Raw genomic sequence first — 16,736 nt, forward strand, 5'->3', positions numbered from 1 at the left:
CTCCGGGGCGTCACCGAAAGCTAGCTCCGCAGCCGATTTATTGTCAACAATCTGACGATCCCCGAAAATCGTGCAGGTGAAACCCACAAACCCTGCGCAGCACGTCACGGGCTCATTTCGATAACGGGGTTCGATGAGATCCACCCACTCGGACGAATCGAGCAGACCGTCCGCGGCGCAGGCGGCTAGCCCGCGCGGCGCCACAGCAGGGCGCGAACGCCGAAACGCCGGCGGCCCCTGGTTCGGGCCACGGGCGCGGCGATGCGGGGTGTCGACGTCGGACGCCGACGGGGATCGATCAGGTGGCGTCGTCGTAACGGTCGGGCTTGGGCAACTCGCTGGGCTTGGTGTCGATCTCCGAGGCCTGATCGGGATCCAACTCGGCCAAGCCCGCGGCGGCCAGCTTCTTCGCCTTGCGCTTGTCGTGTATCCGGGCGAACTGACTTGCCGCACCGAACAGCAGGACCAGCGCGGTCGCGAGCACCACCATCGACAGTGGGTCCTGACCGGGGGTAGCGAACGCGGCGAAGACGAACAGCCCGAAGACGATGCCGCGCCACCACTGCTTCAACTTCGCGTAGGGCAGGATGCCCGCGCGGTTGAGCATGACCACCAGCAAGGGCAGTTCGAAGCTGATGCCGAAGATCAGAAGCAACAGCAGGATGAAGCCGACATAGGCACCACCGGTCAGCGCCGTGAAGAAGTTCCCCGCGCCGAAGCTGGCCATGAAGTAGAGGCCCTCGGGGGCGACCAGGTAGGCGAGCACCGCACCGAAGATGAACAGCACGCTCGCGCAGCCGACGAAGATGCCCGCGAACTTGCGTTCCTTGGAGTACAGGCCTGGCGTGATGAACGCCCAGATCTGGTAGAGCCACATCGGTGAGGACAGCACCGCACCGGAGGCCAGGGCGAGTTGGATTCGCAGCGAGACCACCTCGAACGCCGTGGTCTGCATGAGCTGGCAGGCGCCGTCGTTGGGCTGGAACCGCATGTTGGTCGGCAGCGAGCAGTACGGCCCCGTGATCAACGAGGACAGCGTCGGAATCGGTCCCGGCCCGTAGTCGAACCAGATGAAACCGATGACCGCGCCGATCATCAGGGCGCCGAAGGCCAACGCCAATCGATAGCGCAGTTCGTAGAGGTGCTCGATGAGCGGCATCGTGCCGTCGGGATTCCCCCGCCTGCCGCCCTTGCCGAAACGAAGCACCTTCAACCAGCGCAGCGACCGAATCCAGCGGATCACGACCAGGGGCCTGCCTTCTCTGTCTTCCTAACGATCGGCTGAAGAGCCGATCTCCCGCGACCGGCCGTCAGGCCGGGCGAGACGACTCAGCTCTTGTCGACCGGCGCCGAGGGGGCGGTCTGGACTGGCTGCTGGACCTGGGCGGCCTGGACTCCCGGCGCCTCGGAACCGGCGGCCTCCACGGCTGGGGTCTCACCCTTGTCGCCGCGGAATCCCTTCGTCTCAGCCTTGAGGATGCGCGCGGACTGACCGAGCGACCGCGCCATCTGCGGCAGCTTGGTCGCGCCGAACAGCAGCACGAGAACACCTGCGATGATCAGCAGCTCAGTAGCACCGAGACCGAACATTCGGGGGGCCTCCAATCAGTGGCTCGAGCCGATCGTACGCATTCGACCCGGTCGAGAGCGAGGGCGTTGACCCAACGTTGTCCACGACTTTCCTTCGGAGCCACTGCCGATCTGCGTGCTCGCGCAGACCATCTCGATCGACCCGGCGCACGACGACGTCGAGCACATACCGGCAAGTCACCGCATTTTCCCAGGTAGGAGGGTTCGACGATAGTCGTCTGATCCGGTGATCTCGACCGTGTCATCGGCGTGCCCATCGGGTACCTGCAGGGCAGCAGACCAGTCCGTCCAAGCAGGGCAGGAGCGCAGATGACTACGGAGACACCGCAGGTCAGCCCGTCGACGACCCGGATCGACAAGAAGTCCAGTGCGGGAGAGGTCGTCCTCGCCTACCTGCACGAGCAGGCCGCCGCCCTCCGATCGTGGGAGGACGCCTTCCGCCGGGGCGAGCCGGATGCGGTCCATCGGATGCGGATCGCCGTGCGGCGGATGCGCAGTGCCTTACAGGCCTTCGGCGAGGTCGTGGATCGAGAGCAGACCCGAGGGTTGACGTCCGAGCTGAGATGGCTGGCGGAGGTGCTCGGGGAGTCCAGGGATGTCGAGGTCGTCTATGCGCTGCTCAAGGAGCGCACCGAGCGCACCCCGCCCGAACTGCTGCTCGGCGCCGTCGACCAGCACATCACCCGAGACCTGGCCCGCAGGCAGGCCGACTCGGATCAGGCGGTGTCCGAGGCGCTGGACGGCCCCCGGCACCGCGAACTCACCGAGTCGATCGCGGGATTGCTCGCCCAGCCGCCGCTGACCCCGCTCGCGGCCGAGCGGGCCCGCACGGTGCTGCCCGCCTCGGTGGCCCGTACCTATCGGAAGCTGGACCGGGCCGCACGGGCCGTGGGCGCTCCGCCGTGGGACCGGGCCTCGATCGCGCTCGACGATGCCGATACCGACCAGGACCAGCGCCTGCACGAGACCAGGAAGCTGGCCAAGCGGATGCGCTACGCGGTCGAGGTCGTCCGTCCCATCACCGGTAAGAAGGTGCGTCGTCTCGGCCGAGCGGTGCGACGCTTGCAGCGCACCCTGGGAACCCGGCAGGACATCGTGCTGACCAGACAGGCCCTGCGTCGGCTGGGCGCCCAGGCGACGGCGACCGGTGGGAACGGCTTCACCTTCGGCCTCTGGTACGGCCACGACCACGGCCGTGCCGCAGCGCTGGAGCAGCGCTTCGCCGAGGACTGGCGACGGGTTACCCGGTCCCGATCGGCGCGCTGGACGGGGTGAAGCCACGCTCTCGCCATCGGGCGACGAAACGAGCAAAAGTCGCCGTGAGTTCCCAACCATCGGAAAGATAGTCCGCCAAACGGGTTAGATACGTCACTTTCGAGATGGACTCGAACCAGCGTCGTGTTGGACGGCCGGGGGTATGCGCTTCACCCGAGACCTCCTGTACCCGTCTGGAGAATTCGTTGAGCTTGACCGGTCAACTCACCGACACGACCCGAACCGCTCGATCCACACCATCCCGGTGGAAGCTGGCCCTCATCCTGGGCACCATCACCGCCGTCGGTCCCCTGTCCATCGACATGTACCTGCCCGCCTTCCCCGATCTCAGTGTCGAGTTCAGCTCGACGGCGGCCCAGATCCAACTGACCCTCACCGCGTGTCTGATCGGGTTGGCCTTCGGCCAGCTCGTGGCGGGACCACTCAGCGATGCCCTGGGCCGCAGACGACCGCTGCTGGTCGGCGTGGCCGTGTACCTGGTCGCATCGCTGCTTTGCGCGGTCGCGCCGTCGACCGCCGCGCTGGTGGGCCTGCGCTTCATTCAGGGCATGGCCGGTGCGGCCGGACTCGTCATCGCAAGAGCCATCATCCGCGATCTCTACACCGGTGTAGCCGCGGCGAAGTTCTTCTCGATGTTGATGCTGGTCACCGGGGCGGCACCCATTCTGGCTCCGATGATCGGCAGCCAACTCCTGAGCTTCACCTCATGGCGGGGCGTCTTCATCATCCTCGCGGTGTACGGGCTGCTCATGGGCGTCGCAGCTTTCATCACGCTGCCCGAGACCCTGCCGAGGGAACAGCGGCGCGGGGGCGGTGTGAAGGACACGGCAGGCAGCTTCGGCCGGCTGTTCAAGGACCGTTCGTTCGTGGGCTACGCGTTGGCGGGTGGACTGAGCTTCGCCACGATCTTCGCGTACGTCTCGGCGTCCCCGTTCGTCCTCCAGGTCGTCTACCAGGTGTCTCCGCAGACCTACGGCCTGCTCTTCGCGCTGAACTCCGTCGGCATCCTGATCTTCGGGCAGGTCAACGGTTGGTTGGTCGGGCGGGTCGCACCTCGGACCCTGCTGTCGATCGGCATGACCACCTCGGTCTCGGCGAGTGTGGTGCTGTTGGTGCTGGTGAACACCGGCTGGCTCGGCCTGCCGGGTGTGATGGCCGCGTTGTTCGTCGTCGTCTCCAGCCTCGGTCTGGTGATGCCCAATGCGACGACGCTGGCGCTGGCCGAGTATCCGAATTCCGCCGGGGCCGCATCCGCGCTGCTGGGCACCCTGCAGTTCCTTCTCGGAGCGCTGGCCGCCCCGCTGGTCAGCCTCGGTGGCGAGGGCACCGCGCTGCCGATGGCCATCGTGATGGTCGGGGTCTCCGCAGGCGCTCTGGTGATCTACCGCACGATGACCCGGCCGATTCCGCCCGCCGAACAGGAACTCGCCGCCGTGGTCAGCGAGAACACCGCTGCGGAGGCCACCGCGACCAGCATTCGCTGATCCGGCTGGCTGCGACGCCGTGTCCCGGCGCCGGTTGACGGCATGGGGGACACGGCGTCGTTACAGTGCGAGCCGTGCGAATTTGTGTGTTCTGCGGGTCCGCGAGCGGTCGCGGCGATGTCTATCTCGAAGCGGCCACCCGGGTCGGCAGGCTGCTGGCCGACCGAGGCATCGAGTTGGTCTACGGCGGTGCCGCCGTCGGGATCATGGGCGCCGTCGCCGATGCGGCGATGCAGGGCGGTGGCCGGGTGATCGGCGTGATTCCCCGCCAATTGGTGGAACGCGAGATCGCCCATCCGAAGCTGGCCGAACTCCACGTGGTCGCGGATATGCACGAACGCAAGGCGCTCATGGCGGCGAGCGCCGACGCGTTCATCGCGTTGCCCGGCGGGGCGGGCACTCTCGAGGAGCTCTTCGAGGTTTGGACCTGGGCACAACTCGGCCTGCATACCAAGCCCATCGGCCTGCTCGATGTGGCGGGCTTCTACCAGCCACTTCGGACCATGGTCGATCACATGGTCGCCGAGGGATTCCTCCAGCAACGACACCGGGACGCCCTGTTGGTCGACCCCGATATCGAACGGCTGCTGGACCGGTTCGCCGATTACCAGGCGCCCGAGGCCAAGTGGACCACTCCCGCGCCGAAGGCCGCCGCCGACTTGTTCGGCATCACAGAGTGATGACCCCATGGGATTACTGCGATACGGTCGGTGATCACTATCGGCCGATGCGCGAGGTGATCCTGATCCGATGGCGAGCGACGACGGATCCGAGCCGATACCCGGACACGACCCCGAGCTGACGCTGCCCTTTCCCGATGCCTTCAGTCTGGACCCATCCCCCACCTGGGCGGCGTTACGGTCCGACGAGCCGGTGGTCCGGGTTCGCACGTTGACCGGAGACCGGGTGTGGCTGGTGACGCGCTATGCGGAGGTGCGCAGGGTCCTGGGTGATCAGCGATTCTCCCGAGCGCTGACCGTGGCACCGGGCGCGCCTCGCACGGCGGTGGCCCGGCCTAGGGCCCAAGCCGTCACCGCGATGGACCCGCCGGAGCACACCCGGCTCCGGAAGCTGGTCACCAAGGCGTTCACCCATCGTCGGATGCAGCAGATGCGGCCCTGGATCGCCGAGACCGCCGAGCGACTGGCCGTCGGGTTGGCCGACCAACCACAACCCGTGGACCTCCGGGCCCACTTCGCCCTCCCGCTGCCCATCCTGGTCATCTGCGAACTGCTCGGCGTGCCACCCCGGGACAGGCCGCTCTTCCAACAGTGGTCCGCGCAGGTCTACAGCATGGAATTGGCCGAGCGCGAGGAAGTCGAAGCCGACTACACGAGGCTGGAGGACTACATCGGCGAGTTGGTCGCCGAGAAACGCCGCGCGGTACTCGCCGGCCGGTCGACGAACCCCGACCTGCTGACCGAGCTGACCCTCGTTCGCGACGAGCAGGACACGCTCAGCGAGGAAGAACTGGTCTCGCTCGGCCTCACCCTGCTGGTGGCGGGCCATGAGACCACGGCCAACCAGATCGGCAGCTTCCTGATCGCCCTGCTGCGGGAGCCGGACCGCTGGCAACGTCTGGTGTCCGATCCAGCGGCGATTCCGACCGCCGTCGAGGAGTTACTGCGTTTCAATCGGCTCGGCGAGACCGGTCAGTACCGGGTGGCCGCCGAGGACGTCGAGCTCGCGGGGGTCCGCATCGCCGCAGGCGACGGGGTGATCGCCGCGATCGGCTCGGCCAACCGCGATCACGCCGCGTTCACCGAGCCCGATGAGTTACGTCTCGACCGTGTCGACAACCCGCATCTGGCCTTCGGTCACGGCGTCCACCACTGCCTTGGCGCGCCACTGGCCCGAGTGGAACTTCAGGAGACCCTCCGTCTGCTGACCGGTAGGTATCCCGGGATGCGACTGGCCGTTGCTCCAACGGAGTTGCGCTGGCGACGGGTACTGATCAGTGGGGTTGCCGAGCTGCCGGTGACGCTGTGACCTCGACCCGCAGCGGTACGACGATCCGCTAGGCCCATCGGCCGAACAGCCGCCATCCAAACGGCGGTAAGCAGATTGCTGCGTTCACTCGTCGCCGAGGTCGCCCACCGGGCCGTACGGTGAAAACACGCTCCTTCCTGGGGTCGCGTTCGGACGTCGACTCGCTGATGTCCGGGTCTGATGAGTGGCGGGACAGGGACCGCGCCCTTCCCTGTCCCGCCTGCCCACAGCCGATGCAGATTGCCCCATCGGCGTCTCGATCGGCTCGTCGTCGTGCAGTGCCGACGCGTGACAGACAGCAGACGATCACATGTGGTCGTGCATCAGCCCGCTGTGATCTGGTAAGCCCGCAGCATCGTCTGCTCCACGCTGTTGCCCGCGCTGTCTACAGCGCTCGCCCGCAGCGAGACGAATCCGTCGCCCTCCGGATGGGTGAGCGACGCGGTCCAGCCTTGGTCCGTCTGACTGGGCTCCACGCTCGTCCACGACGCACCATCGTCGTAGGAGACCTCCAGCGCGAGTTCGCTGATCTCGGTGCCTGCGCTGTTGTTCACCCGCATGTTCAACGGGTACTCGACGCCCGCAGGCGCCCGGCCCAGGTCGTCGACCTCACCGTCGAAAGCGACTCCGAGCAACGGGAGTCCCGTCGGCGTCTTGGCGGTGTCCGAGGTGAAGGTCCATGTCGCGTTCACCTCGGTACCCAATACCGACCAGGGCACCGAGCGGGTGGCGCTGACGTCATAGGTGAAGACGCTCTCGCCACCGGGCACCGTGAACTGCTCGAAACCGGTCACCGGCTTGCTTGCGATGATCTCATCGTTCGCAGACAGGGTGGCGGTACCGACGAACTCGGGCTCAGAGCCGAAGAACGCGGACGTGGTGTTCGCCTCGCTGGGCGCGAAGTAGCCGAGAGCGAGTATCAGCTCGTCGCCGATGCGCTGGCTGGCAGGCTTGGCCTCGGTGCCGACGCCGACACCCAGCGGTGCGCGGTTCCAGGTGGCCGTGTGGTCTCCTGCCTCGAAGGAGTTGCTTCGTCCGAGATCCTCGAAGGTCCTGAGACCACCGAACGACAGGGTCTCCTGCCAACGCACACCCTCGGTGGTAAACAGATGCAGCTTCTCCGTGGGGACCTCCACCGGCAGCTCGAGCCCGAAGGAGAAGAATTCCTCGGGGAGCAGGCCCGTTGCGCTGTGCATGGCGGACGTCTCGACACCCTGGGCGTGATAGCTGGTCTGCACCGCCGCCAGTTCCTCGTCGGACACCACGAAGTTCGGCTCGCTGGGAATGCCGGGTGAATCGAACACGAGGTTGTACTCGTAGGGTTCCTTCGCGTCGGCCGCCGAGCCCAGCGTCGGTCGATAGACGAAGCCGAGTCCGTTCGTCTCGGCCTCACCGGTCGGTATCACGTAGTTCTCGAACCCGTCTCCCATTTGGACGGCTCCCAGGGAGTAGCCGGGCAGCGTCAGGTCGAGCGTTGCCGCTGCCACCGTCGCCTCGCGATCGACCTCGACGGACACCGGTTCGCCTTGAGTGCCATCGAAGACGACCGACGTGTCCTTACTGAGGTCGACATCCATCTCGGCCGCGACGGTCGCCGTGCCACCGACGGTCACGCCGCCCTCTTCGACATTCTCGGTCAGCACGGCGAGGACGTCGTACCGCCCAATGGGCAGCCGGGCCGAGAAGACACCATCGGTGCTCTTGGCGACGGTGAACGATTCACCGGTCTCCCGGTTCACCGCCTCGATGTACGGGTTGACCGCCGCCGCGCCGGACTTCGTCGTGGCCTCGACGGTGAGGTCGTAGCTCTCCGACTCCAGGAACACACCCGTGGGAGTGGACACCGTGGTCTCGCCGTCTGCGCTACTGGCGAGCACGGAACCACCGAAGAAACCGAGTTGCTCGTTCACCGAGGGGTCCACGGTGAGCTCGACGACGGCCTCGCCGCTGGCAGACACGGTGACCTGGTCGGCACTCAAGCTGAACAGGCCGGCCGGAGCGGGAGCCCCGTCGGGTCCGACCGGTTCGAACGCCAGGTCGAGGGTGATCTCGCTGTCACCGGTATTGCGGTAGGTCAGTTCCTCGGTGGTCGGCTCCTGATCCTGTGGGTAGGGCAGCACGCCGTGGCTCACCGATGCCGGGCTGGTGTAGACCTCGGCTTCCACGGCTGCGGCGACATCGAGCCGACCGGCGCCCTGCGCGGTGACCGACGGTCCGTCGAGCGGCACCGATGATCCCGTCAACACGGCCTTGATCTGTTCGGCCTCCCAGTCCGGGTTCTGCGCGGCCACGATCGCCGCAGCGCCCGCGACATGCGGCGAAGCCATCGAGGTACCACTCATCGAGGTGTAGGACTCGTCGACCGGGTTGCCACCGGCGGTGCCCGCGCCACGCGCCGCGATGATGTCCGAGCCCGGCGCAGCGATGTCCGGCTTCATGGCCTTGTCCCGGAAACGCGGGCCCCGGCTGGAGAACTCGCTGAGCTCGTCGCCCTTGGTGACGCTGGCGACCGACAGTGCGGCGTCGGCGGCGGCTGGGGATCTGATGTCGTCGTCCGCACCCGAGTTGCCCACCGCGATCACGTACAGCGTGCCGCTCTGCTCGGTCAGGGTGTTCACCGCGGCCGACATCGGGTCGGTGCCGTCGGTGGGTCCGGCGCCCAGGCTGAGGTTCGCCACGTCGGCGCCCTGCTCGGCCGCCCACTCCATGCCCGCGATGATCGCGTCCTCGTAGCAGGAACCGCTGCTGCCGCAGACCTTGCCCACGATCAGGTCGGCTCCGGGGGCGACGCCGGCGTGTGCACCGTCGGATGCGGCGCCGCTGCCCGCCACGGTCGATGCGACGTGCGTGCCGTGCCCGTTCTCGTCGTCGGTTCCCGTGTCGCCGCCGGTGAAGTCCTCGGCGTCGACCACCACGTCGACGAGGTCGGGATGCTCGGCGTCATACCCGGAGTCGAGTACCGCGACGGTGGCGCCTTCGCCGGTGAACCCGACTTCCCAGGCTTCCGGGGCGCCGATCTGCGCGTTGCTCTCCTCATCGAGAACCTCGGCCTGGCCATTGAGCCACACCCGATCGATGGCTGTGGAGAAGGTGCTGTTCTCCGCGCCGAGCACCGACCACACCTCGGCGGAATCGTCCGAGGACGGCTCGACAGAGATGCCGTTGATGCTCGGCAGTTCACGGACGACCTCGGCGCCCACATCGGCCAGCGGGGCAGCCATAGTGCTCTGGATACTCGGCGCCGCCGGATCGCCCGCGAGGATCAACGGCAGTGGCCTGCTGTCCCCGAACCCCTGTTTGATGAGCCCACGGACATCGAACAACCGCGCGTCCAGCCGTCCGGACTGGACGAATGGCAATGCGTCGGCGGGGATGACGGAAATACCGTCCTCGGTCGAGGAATGGTGGAATTGCATGTTCTCGCGGCCTGCGGCCGGAATCACCGCGATGGATTGCGCACCACTACCGCTCGATGTCACCCGCACCTGGTCGCCGGTGATCAGGGTGACCACCTGCGCCGAGCCAGAATTGTCCGCCACTGCGGAGGCGTCGTCTTCGGCGTACGCTGCGACCCCTACCTGCAATGTCGCCGCAGTCAGACTGGAACTCAGCGCGATCCCTAATGCTACTGCGGTTACTTTCTTATGCTTCACTTGCACCCGTCTCTTCTCGTCAGCCGCTCGCGCGACAGCGTTGATTCGGCGTTTCCGGCGCTGTCGTGTTTCTGTTTCGACGCAACCGGTGATGCGGGAAAGAAACTAACAGACTCGCGGCGCGGACGTTTCCCACTCATTCTCGGCAGCGCCACGACACCCGAAGGTTTTCCGCTGATCGGGTGGTCCACATCACTAGGATTATGGCCAGGAGGACGAGTCCGAATGGTCCAGCAGCCTGCTAGCGAGTCGGATAACGCGCTGCTCCTTTCGGCCTAGTATTTCCCTGATGTCGCGCCCGATCAGCCGAATGGCTGCGGCCCGAGCCGGATGGCCATACTTCGAGTAAATGACGGGACGGACCTCACCCGCAGGATCAGGTGCCGAGCCATTGCCTCGGAGTCGGCTTCGGCCAGCTCGGGCTTCGAGTCGGAGTCCTCAGCACAGACGACGAGAGGCCGCCCCAATGGAGACGGCCCCTCGCTTGAAAACAGTCGTACTGATCAGCCTGCGGTGATCTGATACGCCCGCAACGTCGTCTGTTCCACGCTGTTGCCCGCGCTGTCCACCGCGCTCGCCCGCAGCGAGACGAACCCATCGCCCTCCGGATGAGTCAGTGACGCGGTCCAACCCTCGTCGGTCCGGCTGGGCTCCACGGTCGTCCACGACGCGCCATCGTCGTAGGAGACCTCCAGGCCGACCTCGCTGACCTCGATGTCGTCGCTGGTTCGATCCACTCGCAGATCCAACGGGTATTCGACGCCTGCGGGCGCCCGGCCCAGATCATCGACCTCGCCCTCGAATTGAATCCCGAGCAACGGCAGCGCTTCTGACAGACCACCGTCGACCGTGTCCGAGGTGAAGGTCCAGGTCGCATTCTGCTCGGTGCCCAACACCGACCAGGGCACCGAGCGAGTCGCGGTGGCCTCATAGGTGAAGACGTTCTCGCCGCCGGGCACCGGGAACACCTCGAAACCGGTCAACGGTGCGGTTGCGATGGTCTCGCCGTTCACCGACAGGGTGCCGGTACCGACGATCTCGGGCTCCGCACCGTAGAGGGTGTGCACCAGTGCGTCACCCGGTGCGAAGTAACCGGGGGTGAGGTAAAGCTCATCTCCGGACCGTTGTCCGCTGGGACTCGTCTCGGTACCGACGCTGATGCCGAGCGGCGCACGGTTCCAGGTCGCCGTGTGCTCACCGACCTCGTAGGTGTTCTGGTGCATGATCTCCTCGGCGGTGGTTCCGTCACTCAGGGACAGGTATTCCGTCCAACTGATGTCCCCCGAGGTGAACAGGTGCAGCCGCTGCGAGGGAAGCTCGACCGGCAGGCCGATACCGAAACCGCCGAGGTCGTCGGGCAGGACGCCCATCGCGGTGCGGGTGGCAGTCTTCTCGACGCCTTGCGCGTGATACCGCGTACTCACCGCCGCGAGTTCCTCATCGGCCACGGTGAAGCTCGGCTGGCCGGGGATGCCGGACTTCTCCAGCACGAGGTCATAGCTATACGGCTCGTCGGCACTCTCCGGTGAGGCGAGCACCGGCCGATACACGAGGCGAAGACCGTTCGGATCGACGTCACCGGTCGGTATGGCGAAGTTCTGGAACCCGTCCCCGTACTGGGAGGTTCCGATCTCGAACGAGGGCAGCGCCAACTCGAGTGCGGCACCCTGCACTGTCGCTTCGCGGTCCACCTCGACGGACACCGGTTCGCCCTGCGTTCCGTCGAAGCTGATCGTCGTGTCCTCGCCGACCTCGACGTCCAGCTCGGCCCCCACGGTCTCGGTACCGCCGACGCTGTCCTCGCCTTCGCCATACTCGCTCAACAGAGCGAGAACGTCGTACCGGCCAACGGGTAGCCGAGTCTGCAGGCTGCCATCGGCGGCCTGCTCGACATAGAACACTTCACCGGTCTCCCGGTTGACCGCGCCGATGTAGGGATTCTCCGCAACGGCACCGGAATGGGTCGTGGCCTCGATTGTAAGGTCGTAGCTCTCCGGCTCCAGGAACACGCCTGCCGGGGTGGACACCGTCGTCGAGCCGTCTGCACTGCTCGCGAGCACGGAACCGCCGACGAAGCCGAGTTGGTCGTTCACCGAGGGGTCCACGGTGAGCTCCACGATGGCCTCGCCGCCAGCGGGCACGGTGACCTGGTCGGCACCGAGGTCGAACAGCCCCGACGGGGCGGGCGTTCCATCGCCCCCGATGGGTTCGAAGGCGAGATCCAACACGAGGTCGGTATCCCCGGTGTTGTGGTAGGTCAACTCCTCGGTGACGGGCTCCTGGTCGTGCGGGTACTGGAACAGACCGTAGCTCACCGAGGCAGGGCTGGTGTAGACCTCGGCCTCGACGGCTGCCGCGACGTCGAGCCGACCAGCACCCTGCGCCGTGACCGACAAGCCCTCCAACGGCACCGACGATGCCGACAACACCGCCTTCAGCTCGTCGGCCTGCCAGTCCGGATTCTGGGCGGCCAAGATCGCCGCAGCACCCGCGACATGCGGCGAAGCCATCGAGGTACCGCTCATCGAGACGTAGGCCTCGTCGCCCGAGCCGCCTGCCTTGGCCGCGATGATGTCCGAGCCCGGCGCCGCGATATCCGGCTTGAGCGCCTTGTCACCGATCCGAGGGCCTCGGCTGGAGAAGTCGCTGAGCTCATCGTTCTTCGTGACGCTGGCGACAGCCAACGCGGCATCGGCAGCCGCCGGGCTGCTGACGGACTCATCGGCTCTGAAGTTGCCTGCGGAGATCACGTAGAGCGTGCCGCTCTGCTCGGTCAGCGTATTGACCGCGAGCGACAGCGGATCGGTGCCGTCGGTGGGTCCTATGCCAAGGCTGAGATTCGCCACGTCGGCATCCTGCTCGGCCGCCCACTCCATGCCCGCGATGATCTCGTCCTCTTGGCAGTCCCCCTCCGGACCGCATACCTTGCCCACGATCACGTCCGCGCCAGGCGCGACCCCGGCGTGTGCACCGTCGGACGCGGCGCCACTCCCCGCCACGGTGGAGGCGACATGGGTGCCATGCCCGTGGCCATCGTCGGCTCCCGTGTCACTGCCGGTGAAATCCTCGGCGTCGACCACCACATCGACGAGGTCGGGATGCTCGGCGTCGTACCCGGAGTCGAGTACCGCGACGGTGGCACCTTCCCCGGTGAAGCCTGCCTCCCAGGCTTCCGGCGCACCGATCTGCGCGTTGCTCTCCTCGTCCAGGAGCTGCGCGCGGCCGTTGAGCCACACCCGATCGACACCGGCGCTGAAAGTGTTGTGCTCCGCGCCGAGCACCGACCACACCTCGGCCGAATCATCCGCACCGGGCTCGACGGCGATACCGTTGATGCTCGGCAGTTCCCGGACGACCTCGGCGCCCACGTCGGCCAACGGCGCGGCCAACGTGCTCTGGATACTCGGGGCACTCGAATCACCGGCGAAAATCAACGGCAAGGGTCCGCTGTCCGCGAAGCCCTGCTCGATGAGTCCGAGGACGTCGAACAGTCTGGTATCCAGGCGACCGGACTGGACTAATGGCAGGGCATCGGCGGGGATGACAGAGATACTGTCCTCGGTCGAGGCACGATGGAACCGAATGTTCTCGCGGCCTGCGGCGGGAACCACCGCGACAGAGTGCCCGCCACCGTCGCTCTGTGTCACCCGCACCTGGTCGCCGGTGATCAATGTGATCACCTGCGCTCGACCGGGAGTATTCGCCGCTGAAGATGTGCCATCTCCGGCATACGCCACCGATCCAGTCTGCAACGTCGCCGCAGTCAGACCCGAACTCAGCGCGATTCCTAAGGCTACTGCGGTTACTTTCCTATGCTTCACTTGCACCCGTCTCTTCTCGTCAGCCGCTCGCGCGACAACGTTGATTCGGCGTTTCCGGCGCCGTCGTGTTGCTTGTTTCGACGCAACCCGTGATGCGAGTGCGAAATTAACAGACTCGCACCGAGAAGATGTGACTTCATTTCGCTTCATCGACGTAGCAGGCAACGGCTGTCCGGCGACAGACGTGATCTAAGTTGCGCACATTATGGCCAAAAGGACGAGTCCGATGGCCCGATTAGTCTGCTAGTGAGTCGGATAACGCGCTGGTCTGGTCGGCCTGCCTCGCGCCAGGGCTACACCCCGGTCAGCCGAATGGCGATCGACCCAACCGGATGGCCATACTTCGAAAAAATGACGGTGCCCCGGTCGATGAAGGTCGACCGGGGCACCGTCGGGACGGATCTAACCCACAGGATCAGGCGTCGGAACCACTCGCCTCGGAGTCGGACGCGGGCTTCGAGTCGGAGTCACCGTTCTCATCGGTCGCCGCAGGCTCGTCCAGGTCGCCCAGCAGGCGTCGAGCCTCTTCCAGCTCGGCCTGCAACTGCTCGACCTTCGCCCGCTGCTGTTCGCGGGCGGCGTCCAGCACCGGCTGCACCGCCGCGTCGGCCTCGGGATGCAGGATCTTCACTGCCTGCGCCACCGCGCCCATGCTGACCGTGGTCGGCTTGAGCACCTTCTTGGTGCCGACGGTGACCTCCGCCGTCCACAACCCCTCGGCCGTGGAGTTGAGCGTGATCGTCGCCGCAGCCCCCGGCTTCGATCTCTTGGCGGCACCGGTCCTGCGGTTCGAGGTGGGCTCGGTCACTGAATCTCCGTTCTCCGTGCTGGGTCGAGGCTTTGCACCCCGGCTCGTCGGCACCGGCGCGGGCTCGGGCGTCCACACTGGCTCGATCGGCGCAGGTGCCGAGGATTCCTCGGCCTGCGGCGTCTCGGGCGCGTCCGGCTTACGCGGCTTACGCGCGGGCTTGGTGAGCGTCACCTCGCCTGCGGAGAACGACAGCACGTCCTGCGATCCCGTTGGCCGAACCTGGATGAACTCACCCTCGGCGGGCTCGTCCAAAGCCGTCACCTTGCCCGACTTCCCCGATTCGACGCCGACGGCCCGGGAGGTGAACCACACCATCGGTGGGCGACCCGCCGCGAGTTCCGTCGCTAAAAATTCAAGGTCCTGCTCGGACAGCACTCGGGGCATCGCCTCTCCTTGATCAACAATTAGCTCTATCAGGTTGCCTTACCGCACCGACAGGAACGCCACCTGGTCGCCCGGAAGTCGGCATACTCCATCCGGACTAGCGGCGAGTCGGCCATTCGGCCTTACCCCATCGTGCAAACGTCTCAGCTCCGTCGGACCATATGCTCATGCGGAAAGCGAGCCAGCAGGCCGACGGGGCGCAGCCCGCCTCACATCTCGTCGCCGAGTACACCGTGGACGGCGACGAGTGGACCGTCACCGTCTCAGACGGGACCCACATTCGCACCGCCCGGGCGGACGATCTCGTCACGGCACGAGAGTCGGCGGACCGCCTCGCCGGAGAACTACGTACCGGCGGAGAACACCCGACCGTCGTCCATCTCCTCGACGGCGATGCGTTGGCGTTCACCTCCGCCTACCTCACCGCGAGACATGTCACCCCTCGCGCCAGCAGGCCGAACGAACCGGAGACCACGACGTCCCCGACGACGGCGAGCCCGACGGACGAGGCCGCACAGGATGAGGCCTCGAACGCAGAGTCTCCACTATCGAATACCACAGCCGAGAAGGGTGCTGCAGCAACCGGATCCAAGAAGAAGAGCAGCTCGCGTCGACGCCGGGGCGCTCGCACCGTCGCCATGACCACGGAGACGTCGGAGGAGGACGCCGACTCCGGAGCCAAGTCGACGGACGACGAACGCCCGGAAGCCGACTCGGCGTGAACCGCCGTGGCGTTCGGGGATCGACCGGCAACCCCCGAACGCCACTCGTTTCGGCGTCAGCGGAAAAGCTTGCGCAGGATCGCGAACACGATCAAGGCCGCGATCACCATGACTGAAATGCGGACCTTGGGGTCTTCGAACTTCCCGAGCACACTGCTCTGAGCAGACTCGACGAATCGCCTGGGATGCGCGCGCGTACCCAACTCGTCCAGGGTCACGGCCAGCGCTTCGCGGGCCTGCTCGATGTCTCGCTCGATCTCTTCTGGATGGCGGGCCACGTCTCCTCCTCGCACAGATGCGGTGCGGACAACGTTAGATCACCAGCTCGCATGCCACTCGGGGCGGTTGACCAGCGTTTCGCAACGGTGTTTCATAACGTCGTTACAGCCTATTCGGCCCGCTGTCAGGAGATGCGTCCGTCATGATCGAGACATTGCAACCACACACCCGGATCATCGCCGGGGCCGTCCTGCTCACCGTGGTGGGAATCGCCTTCGGTGGCTGGTTCCTGACCCGCGTCGTGCGCGGCAAGGTACCGATGACCGACTTCCAAGCCGCCTTCGCGCGCGCCGGTCACGCCCACGCCGGAGTCCTGGTCATCCTGAGCCTCGTCGCCCTGCTCTACGCCGACGGCCTGACCGGCGCGATCGGCTGGGCGGCCCGACTCGGCGTCCCGCTCGCCGCGGCGTTGATGTCCGGCGGATTCTTCGCCGCCTCAGCGGGCGCGGGCCGGACCACGCCCAACCGAAGCATCGTGATCCTGTGGCTCGGCGCAGGCTGCCTCATCGTCGGGGTGATCGCGCTGGGCCTCGCGCTCCTGTTGGGCGCGGGCGGCTGATCAGGGCGGCCGCAACCGGCCGAACTCCCGACGGTAGGCTGCACTCTCGGTGCGGCCCCTCGGGGAGTCACCGCACCGAGGGGCCGTGGCCCAATTGGCAGAGGCACACGGTTTAGGTCCGTGACGGTGTGGGTTCGAGTCCCACCGGCCCCACCCCACGCCTTGTCGG

The 16,736-nt window shown here is 66.5% G+C and carries 12 protein-coding genes and 1 tRNA gene; 7 read left to right on the forward strand and 6 right to left on the reverse strand.

The genetic code is table 11. The features are described 5' to 3' along the window. Positions 1-298: 298 nt before the first annotated feature. Positions 299-1,243: a twin-arginine translocase subunit TatC gene (tatC, locus tag BKA25_RS20030; protein ID WP_236750530.1), complete on the reverse strand. Its 945-nt coding sequence runs from the start codon at positions 1,241-1,243 to the stop codon at positions 299-301. A gap of 86 nt (positions 1,244-1,329) precedes the next feature. Beyond that, positions 1,330-1,590 carry a twin-arginine translocase TatA/TatE family subunit gene (locus BKA25_RS28475; protein WP_069847564.1) on the reverse strand — a complete coding sequence of 87 codons (261 nt, stop codon included), beginning with the start codon at positions 1,588-1,590 and terminating at the stop codon, positions 1,330-1,332. Positions 1,591-1,899: 309 nt separating this feature from the next. Between BKA25_RS28475 and BKA25_RS20040 the strand changes: the two genes are divergently transcribed. From BKA25_RS20040 to BKA25_RS20055, 4 genes are all read left to right on the forward strand, one after another. Further along, positions 1,900-2,865: a CHAD domain-containing protein gene (locus BKA25_RS20040; protein ID WP_069847562.1), complete on the forward strand. Its 966-nt coding sequence runs from the start codon at positions 1,900-1,902 to the stop codon at positions 2,863-2,865. 185 nt (positions 2,866-3,050) lie between these two features. Next, entirely contained in the window at positions 3,051-4,349 is a 1,299-nt protein-coding gene (locus BKA25_RS20045) for a Bcr/CflA family multidrug efflux MFS transporter (RefSeq protein WP_069847561.1), read from the forward strand. A 74-nt stretch (positions 4,350-4,423) separates the two neighbouring features. After that, positions 4,424-5,029: an LOG family protein gene (locus tag BKA25_RS20050; RefSeq protein WP_069853368.1), complete on the forward strand. Its 606-nt coding sequence runs from the start codon at positions 4,424-4,426 to the stop codon at positions 5,027-5,029. A 70-nt stretch (positions 5,030-5,099) separates the two neighbouring features. Beyond that, positions 5,100-6,338, forward strand: a complete 1,239-nt coding sequence (locus BKA25_RS20055; RefSeq protein WP_069847559.1) for a cytochrome P450 — start codon at positions 5,100-5,102, stop codon at positions 6,336-6,338. A gap of 323 nt (positions 6,339-6,661) precedes the next feature. Here the strand turns inward: BKA25_RS20055 and BKA25_RS20060 are convergent, their stop codons facing one another. From BKA25_RS20060 to BKA25_RS20070, 3 genes are all read right to left on the reverse strand, one after another. Beyond that, on the reverse strand, positions 6,662-9,877 hold the full coding sequence (locus BKA25_RS20060; RefSeq protein ID WP_069847557.1) for a S8 family peptidase: 3,216 nt from the start codon (positions 9,875-9,877) through the stop codon (positions 6,662-6,664). 617 nt (positions 9,878-10,494) lie between these two features. Next, on the reverse strand, positions 10,495-13,671 hold the full coding sequence (locus BKA25_RS20065) for a S8 family peptidase (protein ID WP_172803743.1): 3,177 nt from the start codon (positions 13,669-13,671) through the stop codon (positions 10,495-10,497). Between the two features lie 556 nt (positions 13,672-14,227). Then, positions 14,228-15,007: a DUF6319 family protein gene (locus tag BKA25_RS20070; RefSeq protein WP_184285097.1), complete on the reverse strand. Its 780-nt coding sequence runs from the start codon at positions 15,005-15,007 to the stop codon at positions 14,228-14,230. A 167-nt stretch (positions 15,008-15,174) separates the two neighbouring features. Here BKA25_RS20070 and BKA25_RS20075 point away from each other — a divergent pair, with 167 nt between their 5' ends. Next, positions 15,175-15,729 carry a hypothetical protein gene (locus tag BKA25_RS20075; protein ID WP_157420985.1) on the forward strand — a complete coding sequence of 185 codons (555 nt, stop codon included), beginning with the start codon at positions 15,175-15,177 and terminating at the stop codon, positions 15,727-15,729. 56 nt (positions 15,730-15,785) lie between these two features. Here BKA25_RS20075 and BKA25_RS20080 read toward each other — a convergent pair whose 3' ends face one another. Further along, complete coding sequence (locus tag BKA25_RS20080; RefSeq protein ID WP_069847549.1) at positions 15,786-16,007, reverse strand: DUF3618 domain-containing protein; 222 nt, start codon at positions 16,005-16,007, stop codon at positions 15,786-15,788. Positions 16,008-16,150: 143 nt separating this feature from the next. Between BKA25_RS20080 and BKA25_RS20085 the strand changes: the two genes are divergently transcribed. After that, positions 16,151-16,567: a hypothetical protein gene (locus BKA25_RS20085; protein ID WP_069847547.1), complete on the forward strand. Its 417-nt coding sequence runs from the start codon at positions 16,151-16,153 to the stop codon at positions 16,565-16,567. Between the two features lie 79 nt (positions 16,568-16,646). Next, a tRNA-Leu gene (locus tag BKA25_RS20090) sits at positions 16,647-16,720 on the forward strand. Positions 16,721-16,736: the final 16 nt, after the last annotated feature.

The organism is Actinoalloteichus hymeniacidonis, assembly GCF_014203365.1.
In the GTDB taxonomy this organism is placed as follows: domain Bacteria; phylum Actinomycetota; class Actinomycetes; order Mycobacteriales; family Pseudonocardiaceae; genus Actinoalloteichus_A; species Actinoalloteichus_A hymeniacidonis.

Excerpts from the sequence above, each read along its gene's own strand:
- BKA25_RS28475 (WP_069847564.1), bottom strand. The coding sequence starts at position 1,590 with ATGTTCGGTCTCGGTGCTACTGAGCTGCTGATCATCGCAGGTGTTCTC.
- BKA25_RS20040 (WP_069847562.1), top strand. The coding sequence starts at position 1,900 with ATGACTACGGAGACACCGCAGGTCAGCCCGTCGACGACCCGGATCGAC.
- BKA25_RS20055 (WP_069847559.1), top strand. The coding sequence starts at position 5,100 with ATGGCGAGCGACGACGGATCCGAGCCGATACCCGGACACGACCCCGAG.
- BKA25_RS20070 (WP_184285097.1), bottom strand. The coding sequence starts at position 15,007 with ATGCCCCGAGTGCTGTCCGAGCAGGACCTTGAATTTTTAGCGACGGAA.
- BKA25_RS20075 (WP_157420985.1), top strand. The coding sequence starts at position 15,175 with ATGCGGAAAGCGAGCCAGCAGGCCGACGGGGCGCAGCCCGCCTCACAT.
- BKA25_RS20085 (WP_069847547.1), top strand. The coding sequence starts at position 16,151 with ATGATCGAGACATTGCAACCACACACCCGGATCATCGCCGGGGCCGTC.